Here is a 19718-nt window from a genome sequence, read left to right on the forward strand (position 1 = left end):
ATATGGCGATTTTTAAAGGACGTATATCTTGCTGACTGGCTCGGTTTACATCCATGACAAAAATATTTTCATTTGTCAAAATTTGATTGGCGGGTAAGTTATTGGGAATTCTTATGGGCATAATTTCCTCCTTGAAGCGTTAGTTTAAAAAAGTTAATTGGCTTTTGTCAAAGCCTGATCTAAATCGGCGATGATATCATCGATGTGTTCAAGTCCGATTGATAAACGAATCATATCTTCGGTAATACCGGCAGCAATTAGTTCGTCACCGGAAAGCTGCTGATGGGTCGTGGTGGCGGGGTGAATAACCAGTGATTTAGCATCGGCAACATTGGCTAAATGAGTGAAAAGTTCCAGACTGTCAATAAATTTACGCGCGGCTTTAAGGCCGCCCTTAATACCGAAAGTAAAAATAGAACCCGGACCTTTTTTAAAGTATTCATCGGATAAGGCTTTATAGGGGTTACCCGGTAAAGATGGGTAGTTAACCCAGGTAACTTGCGGATGCTCGGATAAAAAGGCAACAACTTTCTGAGTGTTTTCCAAATGTCGGTCTAAACGCAGAGATAGGGTTTCCAACCCTTGTAAAAGAAGGAATGAATTAAAGGGACTGAGACAGGCACCGGTATCCCGAAGCAGCTGAACCCGAGCCTTTGTAATAAATCCAGCGGCGCCGGCATCCTTAGCATAAATCATGCCGTGATAGCTTTCATCAGGGGTGGTAAATACTGGAAATTTACCACTGGCGGCCCAGTCAAACATACCGCCGTCGACAATGATTCCACCGATCGTTGTGCCGTGTCCGCCAATAAATTTAGTTGCGGAATAAACCACAATATCGGCCCCAAAATCCAGCGGTCTGAACAAATAGGGGGTTGCAAAGGTGTTATCTACAATCAGGGGAATACCATTATCGTGAGCAATTTTTGCAACCGCTTTTACAGCCACAATATTGATGGCGGGATTTCCTAGTGATTCAATATAAATTGCCTTGGTTTTGTCATTAATGGCTGATCTGAAATTTTCGGGATCATCCGGGTTAACAAAGGTTGTTTTAATGCCAAGACGAGGTAGTGTTGAATTTAAAAGGTTGTAGGTCCCGCCGTAAAGCGTTGATGCCGCCACGAACTCATCGCCGGTACCGGCGATATTGAGAATCGTTGCGGTAATGGCAGCAGAACCGGAGGCAAATGCTAAAGCGCCAACCCCACCTTCTAAAAGGGCCATGCGTTCTTCAAGAACAGTGTTGGTCGGATTCATAATCCGAGTATAAATATTTCCGGGTTCCTGCAAGCCAAATAGGCGTTCGGCGTGTTCACTGCTGTCAAAAACATAGGAAGTTGTTTGATAGATGGGAACGGCTACGGAATGAGTCGTGGGATCAGGGGTTTGACCGCCATGGAGTTGAAGGGTCTCGAATTTTCTGGTTTCTTTCATTACTGTATCTCCTTGGATAATTATTTTTTCAAGTGCTGTTGCGGTGTAAGCCTAATTGGAATTTTGCGATTTAGGAAGCAGAAAATTACAAAAAATATTGCATATCATTCCAGTAGGAATTAAGTGCAATATAACACAAAAAACAAGGCGCTGTCAACCCTTTCCGTCGGTTCAAAGCGACATAAACAAAAGGGTATTTCAGACGGAAAGGAAAAGCGATGTTCAATAAAATTAATAAACATGAAAAACATTCATTTGACATTCATATAAAACAAGTCTATAATGAATCAAAATACAGAATTGAGATAGCAAGATTCGGGGGTAACCTTAGTTTAATCTTGAGAGGAATATCATGGAAGATTTAAGAAGAAACTTAAATGAATATTATTATATCAACAGCCAAAGCTATTGGTTTTTTAGCTTTGGTTATTTTACATGTAATAAATTAAGTTCCTTCGAGAGTCCAAATCCATAAGATATTTTTAAGAAATGCATTTTGTGTTTTATAAAAGTTGATTTTTAGGAGACTTCCAAAGGAAGTCTCCTTTTTTTATTCCCCGGTGCACAGGAAATAAAAATAGATTGATTAGAACTTGGCCATAGATTAAAAAAATAATGGAGGAAAAAATGATAGTCGTTGTTAAACCAAATACTAAAGAAGAAGATATTCAAAGGTTAATAAAAATGATTGAAACACAAGGAGTGAAAATTCATTATTCAAAAGGGATTGATCACACTATCTTGGGAATCGTAGGGGATACAACATTGGTGGATGTCGCAAAAATTCGTTCGAATCAAATTGTCGAAAATGTATTACGAGTACAGGAACCTTATAAAAAGGCAAATCGTCTCTTCCATCCAGATGATACCATTATCGATGTAAAAGGACGAAAAGTTGGAGAAGGGACCATTAGTATTATAGCGGGTCCATGTTCAGTGGAAAGTGAAGAACAGATCGTATCCATAGCAAAGAGCGTCAAACAGTCTGGGGCGACCTTCCTTCGTGGCGGGGCCTTCAAACCGCGCTCATCCCCATATGCCTTTCAAGGGATGGGCTATGAAGGGTTGGATCTTTTAAAAATTGCTCGAAAAGCGACGGGTCTTCCCATTGTGAGCGAACTGATGTCTTTGGAACAGTTGCCGGCTTTTGAAGATGTCGACATCATTCAGGTTGGCGCAAGAAATATGCAGAACTTTATTCTTTTAAGAGAATTGGGAAAAATAGACAAGCCTATTTTATTAAAAAGAGGCTTATGTGCAACCATGCAGGAATTTTTGATGTCAGCGGAATATATCATGAAAGAAGGTAATGATAAGGTTATTTTGTGTGAACGCGGGATCCGTACATTTGAAACAGCCACAAGAAATACCCTGGATTTAAGCTGTGTTCCCGTTTTAAAGAAAAAAAGTCATTTGCCGATCATTATCGATCCAAGTCACGGGACCGGTCTTTCCTGGACAGTAGAAGCGTTATCCAAGGCTGCCATTGCGGTCGGTGCCGATGGGGTAATGATCGAAGTTCATAATAATCCCGAAGAGGCTCTTTGCGATGGAGCGCAGTCCATAACACCGGCACAATTCGATAGTATCATGAAAACTTTGAAAAAATATGCAGAAATTGAAAACAAGGTGATGTAATGAAAAAACGAGAAGATTCCATCGTTGGCTTTATTGGCCTGGGTCTCATGGGCGGTGCGCTGGCCATGGGACTCAGGAAACAAGGCCCTCGGAAAATATGGGGTTATGATATCGATCCAACGGTTATAAAAATGGCGATAGATCGGAAAGTTATTGATGAAGGGGCGTTTGATTCTGAAGGACTAAAAAAAATGCTGCCGCAATGTGATTTGCTTTTTATTTGTCTGAGCCCGAAGGATGCACTGGTATTTTTGACCACGTATATGGAACACTTCAAAACAGGAGCAGTCATAACTGATATCACCGGAGTAAAAGAAGTGATTGTTAAAAAGCTTGGAAATCGCTTGAGAAATGACATTGATTATATTCCCGGCCACCCGATGGCCGGGAGTGAAAAAGAAGGGTTTGGCAATGCTGATGACAGCATCTTCAAAAACCGCAATTATATTTTGACCCCGTTGCCAACAAATCAACCGGAAAATATCGAACTGATAAAAGAGATTGTCACTGATTTGGGATTTAATCATATTACCGAAACAACCTGTGAGATTCATGATGAAAAGATCGCCTTCACGTCGCAGCTCTGCCATATCATTGCAGCAGCCTTGGTGGATTGTGAAGATGATCTTTCGATTACGGATTTTGAAGGGGGAAGTTTTGGAGATCTGACCCGAATTGCCATGATTAATGCAGCCATGTGGACGGAACTCTTTATGTGCAACCGAAAAAATCTGCTTAATAACATTGAAAAATTTGAATCAAGTTTGGAAGAAATGAAGAGAATGATAGAAGCTGAAGAAAGTGCGGAATTAATCCAGCGGTTAACATCGGTTCGAGAAAAACGAATCATCATGGGGGAGATTCGAGAGGCGAAAAACTTAAAAAAAAGGTGAGTTTATTTAAGAATAACGGTTTGAAAACAGTTTCATCAACCTGTAAAAGATTACGCTATTGACTTAATTCTTTAGGAGCGTATACTCAAGTTAATAAATCTTATGGTTCCCGTTTCAAATGGAATCATGGGCGGCAAGGGAGAAGCTAAATAAAAAATTGGAACCAAAGAATAATGAAATCATGTAATCTGCCATCAATTGGAATGAGAAACTTAAAAACGGCATTGGCGGTATTTATCTGTGTGGTCGTATTTGCTTTGATGGGTCCGAATTTCAATCCCCTGTTCGCTGCAGTCGCCGCTGTAATTACCATGGAATCGAATATTGAAGAAACGGTAGAGAGTGGCTGGAATCGAATTTTAGGAACGATTATTGGCGGAGCAACCGGAATATTCGGCATTTTTCTTGCCAATTTAATCCCCTTCAGATATGGCTATGTTGCCGTTATTCCTTTGGGGGTAATGGGCCTGATTTACCTGTGCAATAATTTAAAAAAACATGGCGCCATTACAATTGCCTGTGTGATGTTTATTAGCGTTATGACTACCTATTCCCAAGATTTGGGAAGCTATATGTTGGCTGCAATGAGGCTTTTAGAGACTGCTTTTGGGATCATCGTTGCTTATTTAGTGAATCGCTTTATTAAGCTTCCCGAATGTGACACTAAAAAAAATCAGGAAAATCCCAACAAAGAAAAAGCAGAAAAGCGGTTAAGTGCAGATCAGAAAAAAAGCAATGAACGCCCAAAAATGAATGTCGCAAGTATCATATATATGATCCTTAAACCTTAGGTTTTACGTTGCTTCTAGATTTTTGTGACATCTAGAATAACTAAAATATATATAATTACCCCTCCCCTTTAAAAAAAGACCACTTAGAATACAAGGTGGTCTTTTTTTAATATAAAGGCAACCCGTTCATGCTCACGAGATGTATTTAGTGAAATACGAAAAAATTCAGGCCGTATGTTCTAGCGGTTTATCATTTTAATATTTTTATTCAGCAGGGTTAATTCAGATGACCGATGATACTCATCTTATTACCGAAAAGCGATAAAAGCTCGGGATAAACGGATGGATGAATGCTCGCAATAACGGTTGTTGCCGGTCCGGTAGAATCATCAATATTCAAGTTGGTGTGGGCAGGATTAAGTTTGAGATCATAAATCGAAGCAAGATTATTGGCTTCCCAGAGAATACCCTTTGAACCGCAGGGAACAATTTCCTTAACTCCGTCGGATTGAAGCAGAATTCGGAGATCGGTATAGTTTGCTATTTCATGATCACCCTCAACAATCACAGCAGAGCCGCATTTAGGCTTGCCGATACAGATGATCATATCGTCTGAAGAAGAAGGAATGATCCGCAGCGCATCAGCGGTGCCAATGACAAAAATGCCTAGGGCCGTCATACTCGTTTTGAAATTTTCTTCGGTGGAGCCATTGATCGGGATATCCTCAATTCCGGCCCGACGAAGTTCTTCTTGGATACCTTGGATGATAAGCTCTCCGGTGGGATGCATTTCACAAGAAACGGTATTGGAAAGGGCGACCACTTTTGCACCGCAGGATAATATTTCAAAGAGGCAGACCCGGGTGGCGAAGATAGAAACATATTTTGTGGGGATGCTTAATACATCCCCACTCTTTTCTCCAATGCTGCCGCTGCTGTCACAGGCCGTGACAATTAGCGAATCGGGAAGTTCAATTACAGATAAGTCACGATATTGATAAGCTTTCATGAAGGCTCACCTTAAAATTGATTTTTAATAGAATCAGGCAAAGCTTTATAAATAATGGCAGCGATTAAGGCGTTAAGACCCCCAACCAATGCTAACGGCAGCATCAGCGCAATAACTCCGGTCCAAGTTAAGATCGGAACCAAAAGGGGCGAGCACAGCAGCAGTAGAATAGGACCATTAAATATCGTGGCGGCAATGACGCTGATTAGCAGTCCTAAAGTTTCGTTAGCGATTTTTTTAACAAAAAGATAAGTATACCAGGTTCCAACCATGGTTAGGCCCATTCCTAAAGCGATGACGCAGTGAACGGGTAAAGTCATAGGAAATCCAGAAGTGGCAGCGGTTAAAAGATGACCGATGATGCCAATAATCGCTCCGAAAATTGGACCCATCAGAAATGTGCCCAAATAAGCAGGCAGCGAATCAAAGGCAATCGTGCCAAAAATTTTCAATTGGGCGCCAATAAAAGATAGGGCGATTAAAAGTGCTGTAAAGACGAGTTGTTTCGTGGTGATCTTCATGTAATACTCCTTAAGTTTATTATAAAGCATTCTATTCAGCGAAGAAAAGTGAAAAGGAAGAAGCCATTAGATTGAAAAGTTCGCAGACATTGACAAAAAGCGTGATGCTAATATTTTGCAAATGTCTTTGCGCAAACAAAAAAGTCCACATCTGAAATAGATGTGAACTTTACCGTCGTTCAAATGAAATCATCTTTGGCAGGTCTCCTGAGTTAGATTCATCACAATTTGCCCCTTCCCTTGAGGTGGTTTTGACAATTGCTCCAATATTACAGTGGTGGGTCCCTACAGGATTTTAACCTGTTTCCCTATTCTCCTTTTCCAAGGCACCAAAAAAGCTTTATTAAATTACTAAAATAATAACATGGAAAATGTCATTTTGTCAAATTTCAAGTGATTTTGTAGGCAGTAATATTTTTTAAGAAGTTAATTTCTTGGGTGCGATCAGAAGTGCGATCAATAGGGTAAATTATAGCAAGATATTTTAGAAAAAATTAGCTAAAGATTATAAAATAGGTCTTGAAATTCCAGCTGGAATTTCTTGTTAGTCGACATCCTATTATGATACAATACACCTCAATATAATAAAATATAAGGGGTATGAAAATTGATTTTAATGATAGACAACTATGATTCCTTCACCTACAATTTAGTCCAATATCTGGAAGGCCTAAATGAGCAAGTTATTGTAAAAAGAAATGATAAAATCACTATCGACGAGATCGCTCTAATGAAGCCGGCCATGATTGTTTTGTCACCAGGACCGTGTACGCCCAATGAATCAGGCATTTGTTTGGAGGTCGTCGATTATTTTAAAGGCAAGATACCGATTTTGGGAATATGTCTGGGTCATCAAATCATCGGGCAAGCCTTTGGGTGCAAGATTGTTAAAGCCCAAGAACCGGTTCATGGAAAAGTCCATGCGATTACGCATAACAATCGAGGTGTGTTTCAAGGTCTCAATAATCCCTTGAAGGTCACCCGGTATCATTCGTTGGTGGTTGAAAACAAGGAGATTCCCGATTTCTTTGAAATTACAGCCCAAACAAATGAAGGTGAGATTATGGGGCTGAGACACCGGGAATATAAAATTGAAGGGGTGCAATTTCATCCGGAAGCGATTTTAACCGAGATGGGAATGGAATTATTGGACAACTTTTTTCAATCAACAAAAGAAAAGGATGCGCGATGTTAATACAAGAAATTAAGACAACTTTAAATAGTTTTGAAACTTATCTTCAATTTAAAGACCGACCATACAGCTTTTTTCTGGACAGTGGCAGAGATCCAGACAGTTTTGGCCGATACTCCTTTATCGGGTTTGATCCGTTTGTGGTTTTCAGCAGTAAAGCGGATTTGATCACTGTCAAAACAAAGGACGAAGAAAAAAACTACCAGGGTGATCCCTTTGATGAATTACAAAAACTGCTTAATCACTATAAAATGGACTATCCGTCAAAATTTCCATTTTTAGGCGGAGCGGTGGGTTATTTTTCCTATGACCTCTGTCATCAGTTAGAAAAGCTTCCCCGAAGCGCACAGGATGATGTTCAGATACCGGATTGTCACATGGGGTTTTATGATGGAATCATTATCATCGATCACAAGCAGAATAAAACATACATTGCCGCCCTTGGCATTGAAGAAAAGCCGGAGACGATTATCGATAAGATCAAACAAAGAATCGAGAAAAATGCGAAGGTATCGATTCGCTCGGATTTTAATATAAACGAAGAAAAACAGTTTACCGGTAATTTCACAAAAGAAGAATATATGAAAGCTCTGGACGCGGTACATGAATATATTCGGGCCGGGGATATTTATCAGACCAACCTGACACAGCGGTTTGAATGTGATCTGCAAATTACACCATTGGAATTATACAGTGAATTAAGAAGGATTAATCCGGCGCCTTTTGCCAGCTATTTAGATTTTGGAGAAGGTCAAATTGTTTGCAGTTCGCCGGAGCGGTTTATTCAGGTAAAAGGAAGAAATATTCAGACACGACCGATTAAAGGGACAATGCCCCGGGGAGCAACACCGGCGGAAGACGAAGACAATCGAAATACTTTAATCAACAGTGAAAAGGATAAAGCAGAATTGCTAATGATTGTCGATTTAGAAAGAAATGATTTAGGCAGAATATCCCGGACCGGTACCGTGAAAGTACCGGAATTGTATAAATTGGAAACTTATGAGACGGTTTTCCATTTGGTTTCAACCGTCACGGGAGAATTAAAGGATGACGTGGATGCCATTGATGCCATCAAAGCTTCATTTCCCGGGGGATCGATTACCGGCGCGCCTAAGATTAGGGCTATGGAAATTATTGACGAATTGGAGCCGACCCAAAGGAATATCTACACGGGGTCCATCGGATATATTGGATTCAATGGCGATTTGGATTTAAACATTGTGATACGGACAATTCTCTGCAAGAATGAAAAAGCTTATTTCCAGGTTGGCGGAGGGATTGTTTGGGATTCACAAAACCAATCGGAATATGAGGAAACTTTTGATAAGGGAAAAGCGTTAATGGAAGCATTAAAAAGATATTAAACAAGTTCTAAAATGCAGATAGGAGTGAGCATCATTCAGTACGTATGTTATAATGGTGAAATATTAGAAGAATGCCTGGTTCCCGCGGAGCAGGGCTTTCTGTATGGTTATGGCGTCTTCGAAACCATCAATATCGGCAAAGGAAAACCGCTCTTCTTTGAGGAACACATGGCGCGACTAAAAAGCAGCGCTTTATTGGTGGGGCTTAATTTTGATGAAAACAATCCTCAGCTGTTGGCTGATTGTGAAAAAATGATCAAGAAAAATCAGCTGGACAAAGGCGGGTTACGGCTTACTTTGAGCAAAGGGACTAAAAAAGATTCGATCCTGATCACGGCCAGAGAAAATCATTATGAAGATGAAACCTTTCAGCAGGGGGTAAGTATCTGCATCAGTGACTATATCAGAAATGAGCAATCCCTGTTGGTTACGGTAAAATCCAACAATTATTTAGAGAATCTGCTTATTTTAAACGATAGCAAAAGCAAAGGCTTTAACGAAGCGATTTTCTTCAATTCTAAAGGCTATCTGGCAGAAGGAAGCATGAGCAACATCTTTTTTATAAAAAATGAAAAGGTCTATACCCCGGCAACGGATAACGGTCTTTTAGCGGGAATTGTCAGAAATAAAGTCATCGAATTATTAAAGAATTATAAAATACCGTTTGAAGAAGGCTATTATCGTAAAGCAGTTCTAATGGAAGCGGATGAGATATTCATCACAAACTCGCTAATGGAAATTATGCCGGTCAGGCGGGTGGATGATTCAGAATACCCGGTAAAGGATGAATCTTTCACAAATCACTTGAAAAAGATGTACAAAAAAGAATATGATATAATTTGAAATATTTATAGAAAACAAAAGGAGCCGATCAAAATGAAGAATCAATTAAATCGTGAAGCAGCATTGCAATTATTAAAAGAATACAATGAGAGCGAATCACTGCTCAATCATGGCTTAGCCGTGTCCGGCGTGATGGCGCATTTTTCCGAATTAGAGGGAGAAGATCCGGAATATTGGGGGATTGTAGGACTTTTACACGATTTGGATTATGAAAAATACCCAGAAGAGCACTGCGTAAAAGTGGTTGAGATATTAACGAACAATGGTTATGATGATGCATTTATTCACAGCGTAGCAAGTCATGGGTTTGGAATCTGCACGGATGTCCAGCCAACTCACCAAATGGAGAAGATTCTGTATGCAACGGATGAGTTAGTCGGATTGATTACTGCTTGTGCCTATATGCGTCCGTCTAAAAGTGTCAACGATTTAGAAGTGAAGTCGGTTAAGAAAAAATTTAAAGCTCAAAATTTTGCTGCCGGCGTCAGTCGGGATGTTATTACAAAGGGCGCAGCCATGTCGGGATATTCCCTGGAAGATTTGACCAAAGAAACGATAATGGGGATGCGTGCTGTTGCCGATGATATTGGTTTGGGAAACAATGAAGCTTGATCTTCCGAATTCGGTCAAAAAAGTGTTTGAAATGCTCGATCACTCCGGGTTCTGCGGCTATCTTGTGGGTGGCAGTGTTCGGGATTATCTGTTAGAAAAAACACCCCTTGATTTTGACATGACCTCTGATGCTACACCGGCAGAGATTAAGGACTGCTTTTCCAATTACCGAGTCATTGAAACCGGGATACGCCATGGCACGGTTACGGTTATCATCGACGGTCATTCCATTGAGATAACGACCCATCGCCGGGAAGGCAATTACTCTGACAAGCGTCATCCGGATGAAGTAATGTTCACTAAAAATCTGGATGAAGACCTGGCGCGAAGGGATTTTACCATGAATGCTCTGGCGTATCATCCTCAAAAAGGCTTTGTTGATCTGTTTGGCGGTATCGAAGACATTCAAAAAAAACAAATACGCTGTGTTGGCGATCCTCGCGAGCGAATGAATGAAGATGCGTTGAGAATTCTGCGGGCATTGCGCTTTGCTGCGGTTCTCGGCTTTGCGTTGGAGGAAGAAACACAAAAGGCCGTTAATGAAGCGTGTGAGCAGTTAAAAGAAATTTCGGCTGAACGCATCGCTGCGGAAATGGTTAAGCTTTTATGCGGAAAAAACGTTAAAAAGGTATTACTGGAAGAGACAACCGTTCTGGGAGTGGTCATTCCCGAGCTGCTGCCGGCCAAAGACTTTGATCAGAAAAATCCCCATCATTGTTATGATATATTAACACATACTGCGGTTGCTCTGGAAAACTTGCCGGCGACTCCGATTTTGCGCTGGACGATGCTTTTTCATGACCTTGGCAAACCGGAAACGTATAGTCGGGACACCTTGGGAATTGGTCATTTTAATGGCCATAGCAGGCAGTCGGAAAGCCTTGCCAATCATCGCTTAAATGCGCTGAAACTGGATAAAGAGTCGATTGCCAAAATCTGTAAACTGATTAAATATCATGACACTGTTATAGAGCCTACCAAAAAAAGCGTCAAACGCTGGCTTAACCGCTTATCGGAATCATTATTTCGGGATTTGCTGGAAATAAAACGGGCTGATGTTTTGGCGCAATCCCTGGAATACCGTTTCCGATTAGATGGATTAGCAGAACTTGAAAACATTCTGTCAGAAGTCATCGCCGAGAATGAATGCTTTTCGCTAAAAGATTTAGCCATCAATGGCAATGATCTCATGGCAATGGGTATTGCAGATGGACCGGAGATCGGGCGATTGTTAAAGCACTTGTTGGAAAACGTGATGGATGATGAGGTGGAAAACGCCAAGGAAGTTTTGATTGAAAAAATAAAGGAGATTAAGCAATGTTAATTGATAGCCATGCGCACATAGATGATGAAAAATTCAATGAGGATCGGGAAGCCGTTCTGACAAATGCACAACTTGGCGGCGTTGAAATTATTATCAATCCGGGAGCGGATGAAGCATCCAGCCTTCGGGCCATCGCAATGAGCGAAAAATACCCAATGGTTTATGCAACGGTTGGTATTCATCCTCACGATGCCAAGGACTACGACACAGAAAAAACGGGTCAGCTATTGAGAGAATGGGCAAAAAAAGACAAAGTTATTGCCATTGGTGAAATTGGTCTGGATTATCATTACGATTTGTCGCCCAGAGATGTGCAGCAGTCGGTTTTTATTGATCAGTTGTCCGTGGCCAAAGAAGTTAAACTCCCGATTGTTATCCATAATCGAGAATCTATGGAAGACATGCTGCGTATTTTAAAGGACCATTTTGCACCGGAGTATGGTGGAGTTATGCACAGTTACAGCGGATCGGCAGAAATGGCGAAAGTATTTTTAGATATGGGTTTCTATCTGTCGATCTCAGGCTCACTCACCTTTAAAAATGCGCGCAAACTTCCGGAAGTGGTTTCAATGATGCCATTAGACCGGTTGTTGATTGAAACCGACAGCCCTTATTTAACGCCAACGCCTCATCGTGGAAAGCGAAACGAACCAGCCTATGTTCGATTGGTGGCGGAAGAAATTGCTAGACTGAGGGGCATAAGCCTGGCAGAAATTTCGGAAATTACCGCGGCTAATACCAAGAAAATATTTGGGATAAATTAGGAAAATGAAAATTAGTCTTGTCGAAGATTCATTTTCCTTGACAAGAGAAAAAAGTTCGGGTAAAATGTTTAGCGTACCTTCGGGTTAGAAAAGTTAATATAGGGGTATAGCCAAGCGGTAAGGCAATGGACTCTGACTCCATCATCCGCAGGTTCAAATCCTGCTACCCCTGCCAAAAAGAAATCAACCTGTTTTTTAAGTAAAATTAAAAAGCGGGTTTTATTTTATAATTAAATTTGATGGAAGCCCTTATGATCCTAAGAAAGAAGGAAATCTTATGGTAGATCAGGAAATCAGCGTTTTTGATATTTATGAGTATTTACCTCATAGTAACTGCGGAAACTGTGGAGAAAATAATTGTATGGCCTTAGCTCAAAAGTTATTAGAAGGAAAAAAGACAATCGGCGGGTGTGCGCCATTGAGAGAAGACATCTTCGAAAATAATCGCAAGAAAATTCAGGATTTAATTAAGCAGTTGTAACTGATAATTGCAGCAAGGATTTTATTTGCATCCCAAAAATGACGAAACAATGATTAATTGTTTCGTCATTTTTTTTGTGGGTATAAACAAAAAAGACTGGAAAAAATAAGGATGAGAAAAATAAGAATGAGAAAAATCAAAGAAAAAGACACGTTTTAGAAAGGAAAAAAGTTAAATGATGAAGTGCATAAGGAATCAAAAAGGTGTTTGCATAAGTATCTTCTTGATCATTGCTTTACTACTTTCGACAATTGGTTATTTGACTTATTTGGAGATTGAAAATGTGGTGATTCAGGAACTTGGCGAAAGTGCTGAGAAAGTGGCTGTGACAGCAGCTCATTTCATTGAAGAAGATATGGAACCTTACAAGGCGTTATCAGAAACAAGTGATTATCAGTCGGACAATTATGATCAGGCTTATTATCAAAAAATGAATGAACTTTTTCAGAATATTAGAGAAGAAACGGGTGCCAGCTATATTTTTACAGCTAAAAAAATATCAGATACAGAATCAGCATATATTCTGGATGGGGAAAATTCAGAGAGTAAGTTTTTTTTCCCCATTGGGTCTACGGATGAGATGGTAGCAATGGAAGGCGATGTTTTTAGAACAGGTATGGCTGGATATACTGATTTTGTTGAAGAGGATAAGCGAAGCAGTTATTTATCGGGGTATGCCCCAATCAGAGATCCTCAAACAGGCGAAGTGTTGAGTGTGGTAGGCGTGAATTTTTCCGGAGATGCCATCACGGTACTAATGAAAAATATAAAATCGGCTCTTGTTATCGGAATTTCTGTGTTGAGTATGCTAATCTTGTTTATTGCATTTAAGCTGATCTGGGATAAATTTGAAGCTGAAAATATTGATTATTTAACGGACCTTCACAGCAAACGATATCATGACAAACAACTAGTTGATTTTATTAAAAAAGCAAAAAGTTCGGGATATCATTTATTTTTAATGATGATTGATATTGACTTTTTCAAGGAAATTAATGATGAATATGGTCATGATATTGGGGATCAGGTCTTAAAATATGTCGCTGATACGATAAAAATGAATGCCCGAAAGACAGATATTTGTTCCCGATTTGGTGGAGACGAGTTTGTTTTAATTCTGGCAGACATTAGTAAAGAACAGGCAGGAAGTATTGCAAAGAGAATAATGACAAAGTTAAGAAAAACTCCGATCATTTTGGAAGAAGCTCTTTTGCAGAGCGGAAAGATTACCATTAGTATCGGCATTGCCGAGTGGAAAAATGAAATGGAGAATCAGAATCTTACGCAGTATGCCGATGAGGCTTTATATCTTTCCAAGGGGAAGGGAAGAAATCAAATTACTATTTACGATGGATTAAGTGAGGTTATATAGGGGGGCAGTGCCTCTCTTTTTTTACACCAAAAAAATTTTTTATGTTTGGTGTAATGAATACAGGCGGGATCATATTGATCTCCTTGATTGTTGATGTTTTATAGTATAATCATAGCTGAAATTATTTAAAAAAAGTGAAATTTATAATTGTTTTTTTTAAAGGTAATAATAAGTGTTGAATAACTGATTTGGTCAGGGGGCTAAATACGAATGGAAGAAATAAAAACCCGGATTTATATCGCCGATGTAAGTCCTTTGTATCAGTTGGATCAATTGGAAAAATACTTGACATCTATTTCTTCAGAACGCCAGGAAAAAGCAGCTCGATTAAAATCAATTAATTCGAAAGCACTTTCGGTAGGTGCAGAAGTGATTTTGCAGAAAGCAGTATCGAAGTTCTTTGGAATTAAAGAGCAATTAAAGTTAATAAAAGGGGAAGGTGTAAAGCCAAGATGTTCGGATCATCCTAATATTCATTTTAATCTGTCCCATTCAGGAAATTTTGTGGTTTGTGCGATAAGCAATGAACCCGTTGGAGTGGATATTGAGCAGCGGGAGCGTGTGAATTTTCAATTAGCAAAGCGTTTTTTCCACGCAGTGGAAGTGGCCTGGATCCTGTCGCTGCCGGTTGAAGATCAACAACAGGGACTTTGTGATTTATGGTCAATTAAAGAAAGCTATATGAAATATACCGGGAAAGGTTTCGGGCTGCCGATGAATGCTTTTGCCGTCAATATAAAAGGTCAATTTCCAGAAAAGATAGAAGTATCCATCTTTGAAGAAGAACAAAAAAAGAATGTTTACTTAAAAAAATATAGAGGCCCGGAAAATTATGTGATGTGGTGTGCTAATGGTTCGAATCGATTTGATAATGAAATAGAATGGGTAAAGCTATAAAAAACAGAACCATTGAAAGAAGAAACTAAACAAAAGAAAAACGAATAACAATATTTTAAAAAGAGGGCTGGTTACCTTTGGCGGTTAATGCAGCTACTTTTATAGGAATGGAAAAAGTCTGCTCGAGAACGCGAGTTTGCCGGACAGACTTTTTTGTTACAGTAACTTTAAAATATAATCGTTACCAACAAAGAATTAATTATATTTTATAAACATACACAAGTTCTTCATAAAAAGTTCACAAATAGATGCTAACATTAAAAAATGACATAAGGATGAGACTATAATTTACTAAAATTGGAATTAAAAAAGAAAGAGAGAAAAAAATGACACTATTTATTAATGTAGTAACAGCCTGGATAAGCGTAGCTTTGGTTGTCTTATTAGCAATTATCTATTTGCTGCGAATCTTAAATAAAGGAAAGAGAAAAAGCAAACTGATTGCAAAAATCAACAAGAAATTAAGAAATTCCCATAAATCGATGGGTATTGCCTTTGTAATATTTGCAGGTGTTCATGGGTTCTTTTCATCAGGCGCACTGCTATCATTTAATTTTGGCACGCTCTGTATGGCAACTGGAATACTACTTGGTTTAAGCTATTTGTTTAGAAAGATTTTCCCGAAAAAATTTTTATGGATTAAACCCCATCGCTGGCTAACCGTTGTATTGATTGTCTTCCTGGGGCTGCATTTATGGCAAATCGGAGGAATCATGGGTCCAGAAGCATTCTTCACCGGTGTAACAAGCGAAATTGAAAACTCTGTGGCGAAACTATATGGAGGTGCAACTACGACCCAAACTCAAGCAGCAGATACGACTTCAACAGCGAATTCGGGAACTGCTTCAACCTCTTCGCCAGTGACCGATTCAGTTGTTACGAAAGCCAATCTTTTTATGGGAAATGTGGATCTTAAAGACGGCACTTATACAGGAGTAGCCGATGGATACGGTCCGAATCTCACCGTGAGCGTAACTGTGGCGAGCAATGAGATAACGGATGTAAAGGTGGTGTCTCACAATGAAGTAGGTGTTCAGCATTATGGCCGAGCTATTGATGCGGTGCCAGCAGAAATAATCGCTAAACAAACACCGGTAGTGGATACCATTTCCGGGGCGACCTATACATCAAATGGCATTATGAAGGCGGTTATTATTGCTCTGAAAAAGGCTGTGATATCAGGAACTTTACCAAGTTTATAGAATAAAAAAAATGAGCTTTATCTTCAGAAAACAGGAGAGATTATGTCAGATATACCGTTTGTACGTTCATGCCCAATATGTAAAATCTTGATGTGAAAATAGGCTTTACTGTTGAGATGCTATTGCAAGATAATAAAAAGATACCAAATGATTTAACCATTTGGTATCTTTTTTGTTTGAATTTATTGAGAAATTTCAGGGCAGAGCATTTTCAAGATATCGCAGCATTCTTGAAAACGCATAATGCGAGGTACCGGGTAAGTCGGATTACCTTCTTTGAGAATGCGTTTGGCAAGTTCGGGAATATCGTTAGCTTTTAGGGCATAAATTGTTTTTGGAATCCCCATGTTGGCATTCATGGATTTTATTTTTTCAATCAGTAACTTCGACAGGGTTTCATCATCGAACATGGCTTCGCCCAGACCAGAATAAAAAGCAAGTTCAGCTAATTTCTTTTCAGATAACTTGCGAGAAAATTCCAAAATATAAGGAAGCACAATGGCATTGGCCAAACCGTGGGGAACGCTATAATAGCCGCCCATGGCATGGGCGATGGCATGAGTATAACCCACATAGGCTCTCGTAAAAGCCAGCCCACTGTCAAAAGCTGCTTGTTGCATTTTCGAACGGAGGTGGATATCCTGACCATTGTGAAAGCAGTTTTCCAGATTATTAATGATAATTTCTGTCGCATGCAAGGCATTGTCTTTTACAAAGGGGGTGTCATATTTCCCGATATAGGCTTCAATAGCATGGGTGAGAGCATCCATTCCGGTGGTAGCCGTTAATGATGGCGGCAGGCTTAAGATGAGCTCAGGATCGTGAACAGTGGCTAAGGCAATCAGTTTAGGATCAATGATTGCTAACTTTTCATGATTTTGCACATTGGTTATGAACGCATAAATGGTGCCTTCTGAACCGGATCCGGTGGTAGTTGGAATAGCAAAAAAAGGTGGCAGCTTGCTGGTGAGTTTAAAAAGACCACGCATTTTTTCGATGCTTTTTCGATTGGTGACTTTTGCAGCAATGATTTTTCCGCAGTCGATGGGAGAACCGCCGCCGAAGGCGACAACGCCATCACAATTCGTACTATAATATAAGGCCAAACCAGCTTCAATATTTTCAAAAGTTGGATTAGACTGGATATTATCAAAGATTACCGCTTCGATACCGTTTGTTTCCAAGGCACATAAAAAGGAGTCCAATAACCCCATGGAAAGAAGTGAACGGTCAGTAACCACTAATATTTTTGTGACACCGGTAAGCTTAATAATTTCAGGAAATCGTCGCGCCATTCCAGGGCCTTTAAGCACTGGCGGAATGGGAAAATTCAGTAGCTTAAAGGTTTGCTTCATTACCAAATGCGAGGTACGGTAGGGAACGTTTTGTAAGGACTTTATTACTCTTTTCATAGTGTAACCTCCATTTTCTATTACCTAGTATATCATTACGAATTAAAATTGGATTAAAAGAGCTTAAAAAATTTACATGTTTAAGGGATTATGATAGCCAAGGTCAGCATGGTGATAACATTTTTGGGTATCTAGCTGAAGACGCAGGGTTTCCAAATCTTCCTTAACCCGAACTAGGGTAAGTCCGGCATAGGCATCCCCTTTAGTTATTAATTGATAGCATCCCAATTCGGCCTTATGAAGCCACTCCAGGGCGAGAAGCAAATTTTTTGAAGCCCCCTCCCCGGAAAGATGGCAATGGCCAATGCGATAACAAATATTCGGATACTCGGGACTGGCGGCAGTAATCGTCTTTTCAGCCTGATTGTACCAATATAAGGCAGCGACAAAGTCTTTGGAAACGAATTGACCGTTATAATACATATCACCAAGTTTATACATGCCATTATGGTGACCTAACTGGGCGGCTTTGCAAAAAAAATAAAAAGCAGTTTCTAAATCTTGGGGAATGTCGCGACCATAATAATAGCAGTAGCCTAAATAATTAAGAGCCAGAGAATTGCCCTTTTCCGCTGCCTTTTCATACCAGCTTTTTGCCTGTTTAAAATCTTGGGGAATCATCAACCCTTCATAGTACATGGACCCTAAAGCGGTCATGGCATGGTCATTTCCCCCATTTGCTAAAATGGTATAGTAGTTTATAACCAACTGAAAAACTTCAGCAGATAAATCCTGCTTGTTTTCGATAAAATAATAGTAATCAGCAAGTTCCAGCATGGCCTTTTCATCTCCGCTTTTGGCTAGAAAAGTTAATATGATTAATTTATTGTCATCCATTAATAATCCTCATGATCATATATTTTTTAATATTATAACACAATTGGAAACAAAGAAATATCAATCTTAAATAATAAAAAAGCAAAAAAAATAGTTTTACACCTATATACCCCAATAATTTAAGTTTACCGGAAATGTTTCATTTTGTGGATAAGTCTGTGGATAAGTCTGTGAATATTTTTGTGCATGAATTTGTGGATAAGTCTGTGGATAACTTGCCGGACAACTTTTGGCTTCCTATTATCGTCTGACCGGCCTTAATCGATGTATGCAAGCAAACTTATCCATTACAAAATAAAAATTGTTGGGATGACTTCATTTTATTGCAAAGTATTTAAATATAACTTTTAATCAAAGCTTGCACATCTTCCAACCGGACTTTTTTGTCAATTAGGGGCATGGTGTCAAATAATTCAGAGCGCTTCTCTTTATACGTGGGTAACTGCTGCTGATATAAAATACCAATGGGAATGGTATCTCCAAATTCCATGGCTTTTTCCATGGCGGCTAATTTATTGGCGGGATCATAAGAGTCATCCAGGGGTTTAACCCGCTGTTTATAATAGGCAAAGGTATTTTTCTTATTAAAACTCACACAAGGTTGGAGTATATCGACTAATGCATAACCCTTGTGATTGATGGCGGCATGCATTATTTTGGCCAGATGTTCTTGATCACCAGAAAAAGCCCGGGCGACAAAGGTTGCGCCGGTGGCAATCGCAATCAGCAAAGGGTTAAATGAAGCGCTCATGTTACAGGCGTCTGTTATATGATCTAAATCACAGGGGTCTGAGGTGGGTGAAGGTTGGCCTTTAGTGAGACCATAGATCTGATTATCATGAACAAAGTGCGTAATATCGACATTTCGGCGAATATTATGGATAAAGTGATTGCCCCCTTCACCATAAGAATCACCATCACCGGTATTCACGATCACAGTAAGATCATCATTAACAATTTTAATGGCTACTGCTGCGGGTAAGGCGCGGCCGTGAAGTCCGCTGAAGCCATTGGCACTGATATACTGATTTGTTTTTGCAGCTTGACCAATACCACCGACCAGGACAATCTGGCTGGGTGGGGTTTCCATTTCATTCAAAACGCCAGTGAGTGTTTCAAGAATGGAATAATTACCACAGCCGGGACACCATGCTGTTTCAGAGTTTGTGAATGCTGTTTTGTTCAT

The 19718-nt window shown here is 39.7% G+C and carries 20 protein-coding genes, 1 tRNA gene and 1 riboswitch; of the genes, 14 read left to right on the forward strand and 7 right to left on the reverse strand.

What is annotated here, in order from left to right; all coding sequences use genetic code 11:
* Positions 1 to 121: homoserine O-acetyltransferase/O-succinyltransferase family protein (locus tag FZC40_RS15340; protein WP_187389071.1), on the reverse strand; the 121-nt coding region annotated here is incomplete at its 3' end.
* A 32-nt stretch (positions 122 to 153) separates the two neighbouring features.
* Positions 154 to 1437 (reverse strand): O-acetylhomoserine aminocarboxypropyltransferase/cysteine synthase family protein, encoded by a 1284-nt coding sequence (locus FZC40_RS15345; RefSeq protein ID WP_148605928.1) that lies wholly within the window; start codon positions 1435 to 1437, stop codon positions 154 to 156.
* Between the two features lie 627 nt (positions 1438 to 2064).
* Here FZC40_RS15345 and aroF point away from each other — a divergent pair.
* The 3 genes from aroF to FZC40_RS15360 all read left to right on the forward strand — a co-directional run bounded on the left by aroF (position 2065) and on the right by FZC40_RS15360 (position 4759).
* Positions 2065 to 3075, forward strand: a complete 1011-nt coding sequence (aroF, locus tag FZC40_RS15350) for a 3-deoxy-7-phosphoheptulonate synthase (protein ID WP_148605930.1) — start codon at positions 2065 to 2067, stop codon at positions 3073 to 3075.
* Positions 3075 to 3968: a prephenate dehydrogenase gene (locus tag FZC40_RS15355; RefSeq protein ID WP_148605932.1), complete on the forward strand. Its 894-nt coding sequence runs from the start codon at positions 3075 to 3077 to the stop codon at positions 3966 to 3968. The genes aroF and FZC40_RS15355 overlap by 1 nt, the downstream gene beginning before the upstream one ends.
* Positions 3969 to 4141: 173 nt before the next feature.
* Positions 4142 to 4759 (forward strand): FUSC family protein, encoded by a 618-nt coding sequence (locus tag FZC40_RS15360; RefSeq protein WP_148605934.1) that lies wholly within the window; start codon positions 4142 to 4144, stop codon positions 4757 to 4759.
* Positions 4760 to 4976: 217 nt separating this feature from the next.
* Here the strand turns inward: FZC40_RS15360 and FZC40_RS15365 are convergent, their stop codons facing one another.
* Positions 4977 to 5708: an alpha-ribazole-5-phosphate synthase gene (locus FZC40_RS15365; RefSeq protein ID WP_148605936.1), complete on the reverse strand. Its 732-nt coding sequence runs from the start codon at positions 5706 to 5708 to the stop codon at positions 4977 to 4979.
* Positions 5709 to 5719: 11 nt separating this feature from the next.
* Positions 5720 to 6229, reverse strand: coding sequence for an ECF transporter S component (locus FZC40_RS15370; protein WP_148605939.1), 510 nt, complete (start codon positions 6227 to 6229; stop codon positions 5720 to 5722).
* Positions 6230 to 6409: 180 nt separating this feature from the next.
* Positions 6410 to 6578: riboswitch (cobalamin riboswitch) on the reverse strand.
* 258 nt (positions 6579 to 6836) lie between these two features.
* Between FZC40_RS15370 and FZC40_RS15375 the strand changes: the two genes are divergently transcribed.
* The 11 genes from FZC40_RS15375 (at position 6837) to FZC40_RS15425 (ending at position 16283) form a co-directional block, all read left to right on the forward strand.
* Positions 6837 to 7424 carry an anthranilate synthase component II gene (locus FZC40_RS15375; RefSeq protein ID WP_186843667.1) on the forward strand — a complete coding sequence of 196 codons (588 nt, stop codon included), beginning with the start codon at positions 6837 to 6839 and terminating at the stop codon, positions 7422 to 7424.
* A complete protein-coding gene (gene pabB, locus FZC40_RS15380; protein ID WP_148605941.1) occupies positions 7418 to 8788 on the forward strand; it encodes an aminodeoxychorismate synthase component I in 1371 nt (456 codons plus the stop codon). The genes FZC40_RS15375 and pabB overlap by 7 nt, the downstream gene beginning before the upstream one ends.
* A gap of 12 nt (positions 8789 to 8800) precedes the next feature.
* Positions 8801 to 9631, forward strand: a complete 831-nt coding sequence (locus FZC40_RS15385; protein WP_148605943.1) for an aminotransferase class IV — start codon at positions 8801 to 8803, stop codon at positions 9629 to 9631.
* 33 nt (positions 9632 to 9664) lie between these two features.
* Complete coding sequence (locus tag FZC40_RS15390; protein WP_148605945.1) at positions 9665 to 10243, forward strand: HDIG domain-containing metalloprotein; 579 nt, start codon at positions 9665 to 9667, stop codon at positions 10241 to 10243.
* The gene (locus FZC40_RS15395) at positions 10212 to 11567 is read left to right on the forward strand and encodes a CCA tRNA nucleotidyltransferase (protein WP_243135844.1); all 1356 of its coding nucleotides are present in this window, start codon (positions 10212 to 10214) and stop codon (positions 11565 to 11567) included. The genes FZC40_RS15390 and FZC40_RS15395 overlap by 32 nt, the downstream gene beginning before the upstream one ends.
* On the forward strand, positions 11561 to 12331 hold the full coding sequence (locus FZC40_RS15400) for a TatD family hydrolase (protein WP_148605949.1): 771 nt from the start codon (positions 11561 to 11563) through the stop codon (positions 12329 to 12331). Before FZC40_RS15395 ends, FZC40_RS15400 begins: the two co-directional genes overlap by 7 nt.
* A 100-nt stretch (positions 12332 to 12431) precedes the next feature.
* Positions 12432 to 12506, forward strand: a tRNA-Gln gene (locus tag FZC40_RS15405).
* Between the two features lie 102 nt (positions 12507 to 12608).
* Positions 12609 to 12812, forward strand: a complete 204-nt coding sequence (locus FZC40_RS15410; protein ID WP_148605951.1) for a (Fe-S)-binding protein — start codon at positions 12609 to 12611, stop codon at positions 12810 to 12812.
* Between the two features lie 175 nt (positions 12813 to 12987).
* Positions 12988 to 14184, forward strand: coding sequence for a GGDEF domain-containing protein (locus FZC40_RS15415; protein WP_148605953.1), 1197 nt, complete (start codon positions 12988 to 12990; stop codon positions 14182 to 14184).
* Between the two features lie 210 nt (positions 14185 to 14394).
* On the forward strand, positions 14395 to 15081 hold the full coding sequence (locus tag FZC40_RS15420) for a 4'-phosphopantetheinyl transferase family protein (protein WP_148605955.1): 687 nt from the start codon (positions 14395 to 14397) through the stop codon (positions 15079 to 15081).
* A 326-nt stretch (positions 15082 to 15407) separates the two neighbouring features.
* Positions 15408 to 16283: an FMN-binding protein gene (locus tag FZC40_RS15425; protein ID WP_148605957.1), complete on the forward strand. Its 876-nt coding sequence runs from the start codon at positions 15408 to 15410 to the stop codon at positions 16281 to 16283.
* Between the two features lie 182 nt (positions 16284 to 16465).
* Here the strand turns inward: FZC40_RS15425 and FZC40_RS15430 are convergent, their stop codons facing one another.
* The 3 genes from FZC40_RS15430 to FZC40_RS15440 all read right to left on the reverse strand — a co-directional run bounded on the left by FZC40_RS15430 (position 16466) and on the right by FZC40_RS15440 (position 19718).
* Entirely contained in the window at positions 16466 to 17695 is a 1230-nt protein-coding gene (locus FZC40_RS15430; protein ID WP_148605959.1) for an iron-containing alcohol dehydrogenase, read from the reverse strand.
* Positions 17696 to 17767: 72 nt separating this feature from the next.
* Entirely contained in the window at positions 17768 to 18532 is a 765-nt protein-coding gene (locus FZC40_RS15435) for a tetratricopeptide repeat protein (protein ID WP_148605962.1), read from the reverse strand.
* 334 nt (positions 18533 to 18866) lie between these two features.
* The gene (locus FZC40_RS15440) at positions 18867 to 19718 is read right to left on the reverse strand and encodes a 2-oxoacid:ferredoxin oxidoreductase subunit beta (protein ID WP_148605964.1); all 852 of its coding nucleotides are present in this window, start codon (positions 19716 to 19718) and stop codon (positions 18867 to 18869) included.

The sequence above is a fragment of the Acetobacterium tundrae genome (genome assembly GCF_008086615.1).
Classification (GTDB): Bacteria; Bacillota; Clostridia; order Eubacteriales; family Eubacteriaceae; genus Acetobacterium; species Acetobacterium tundrae.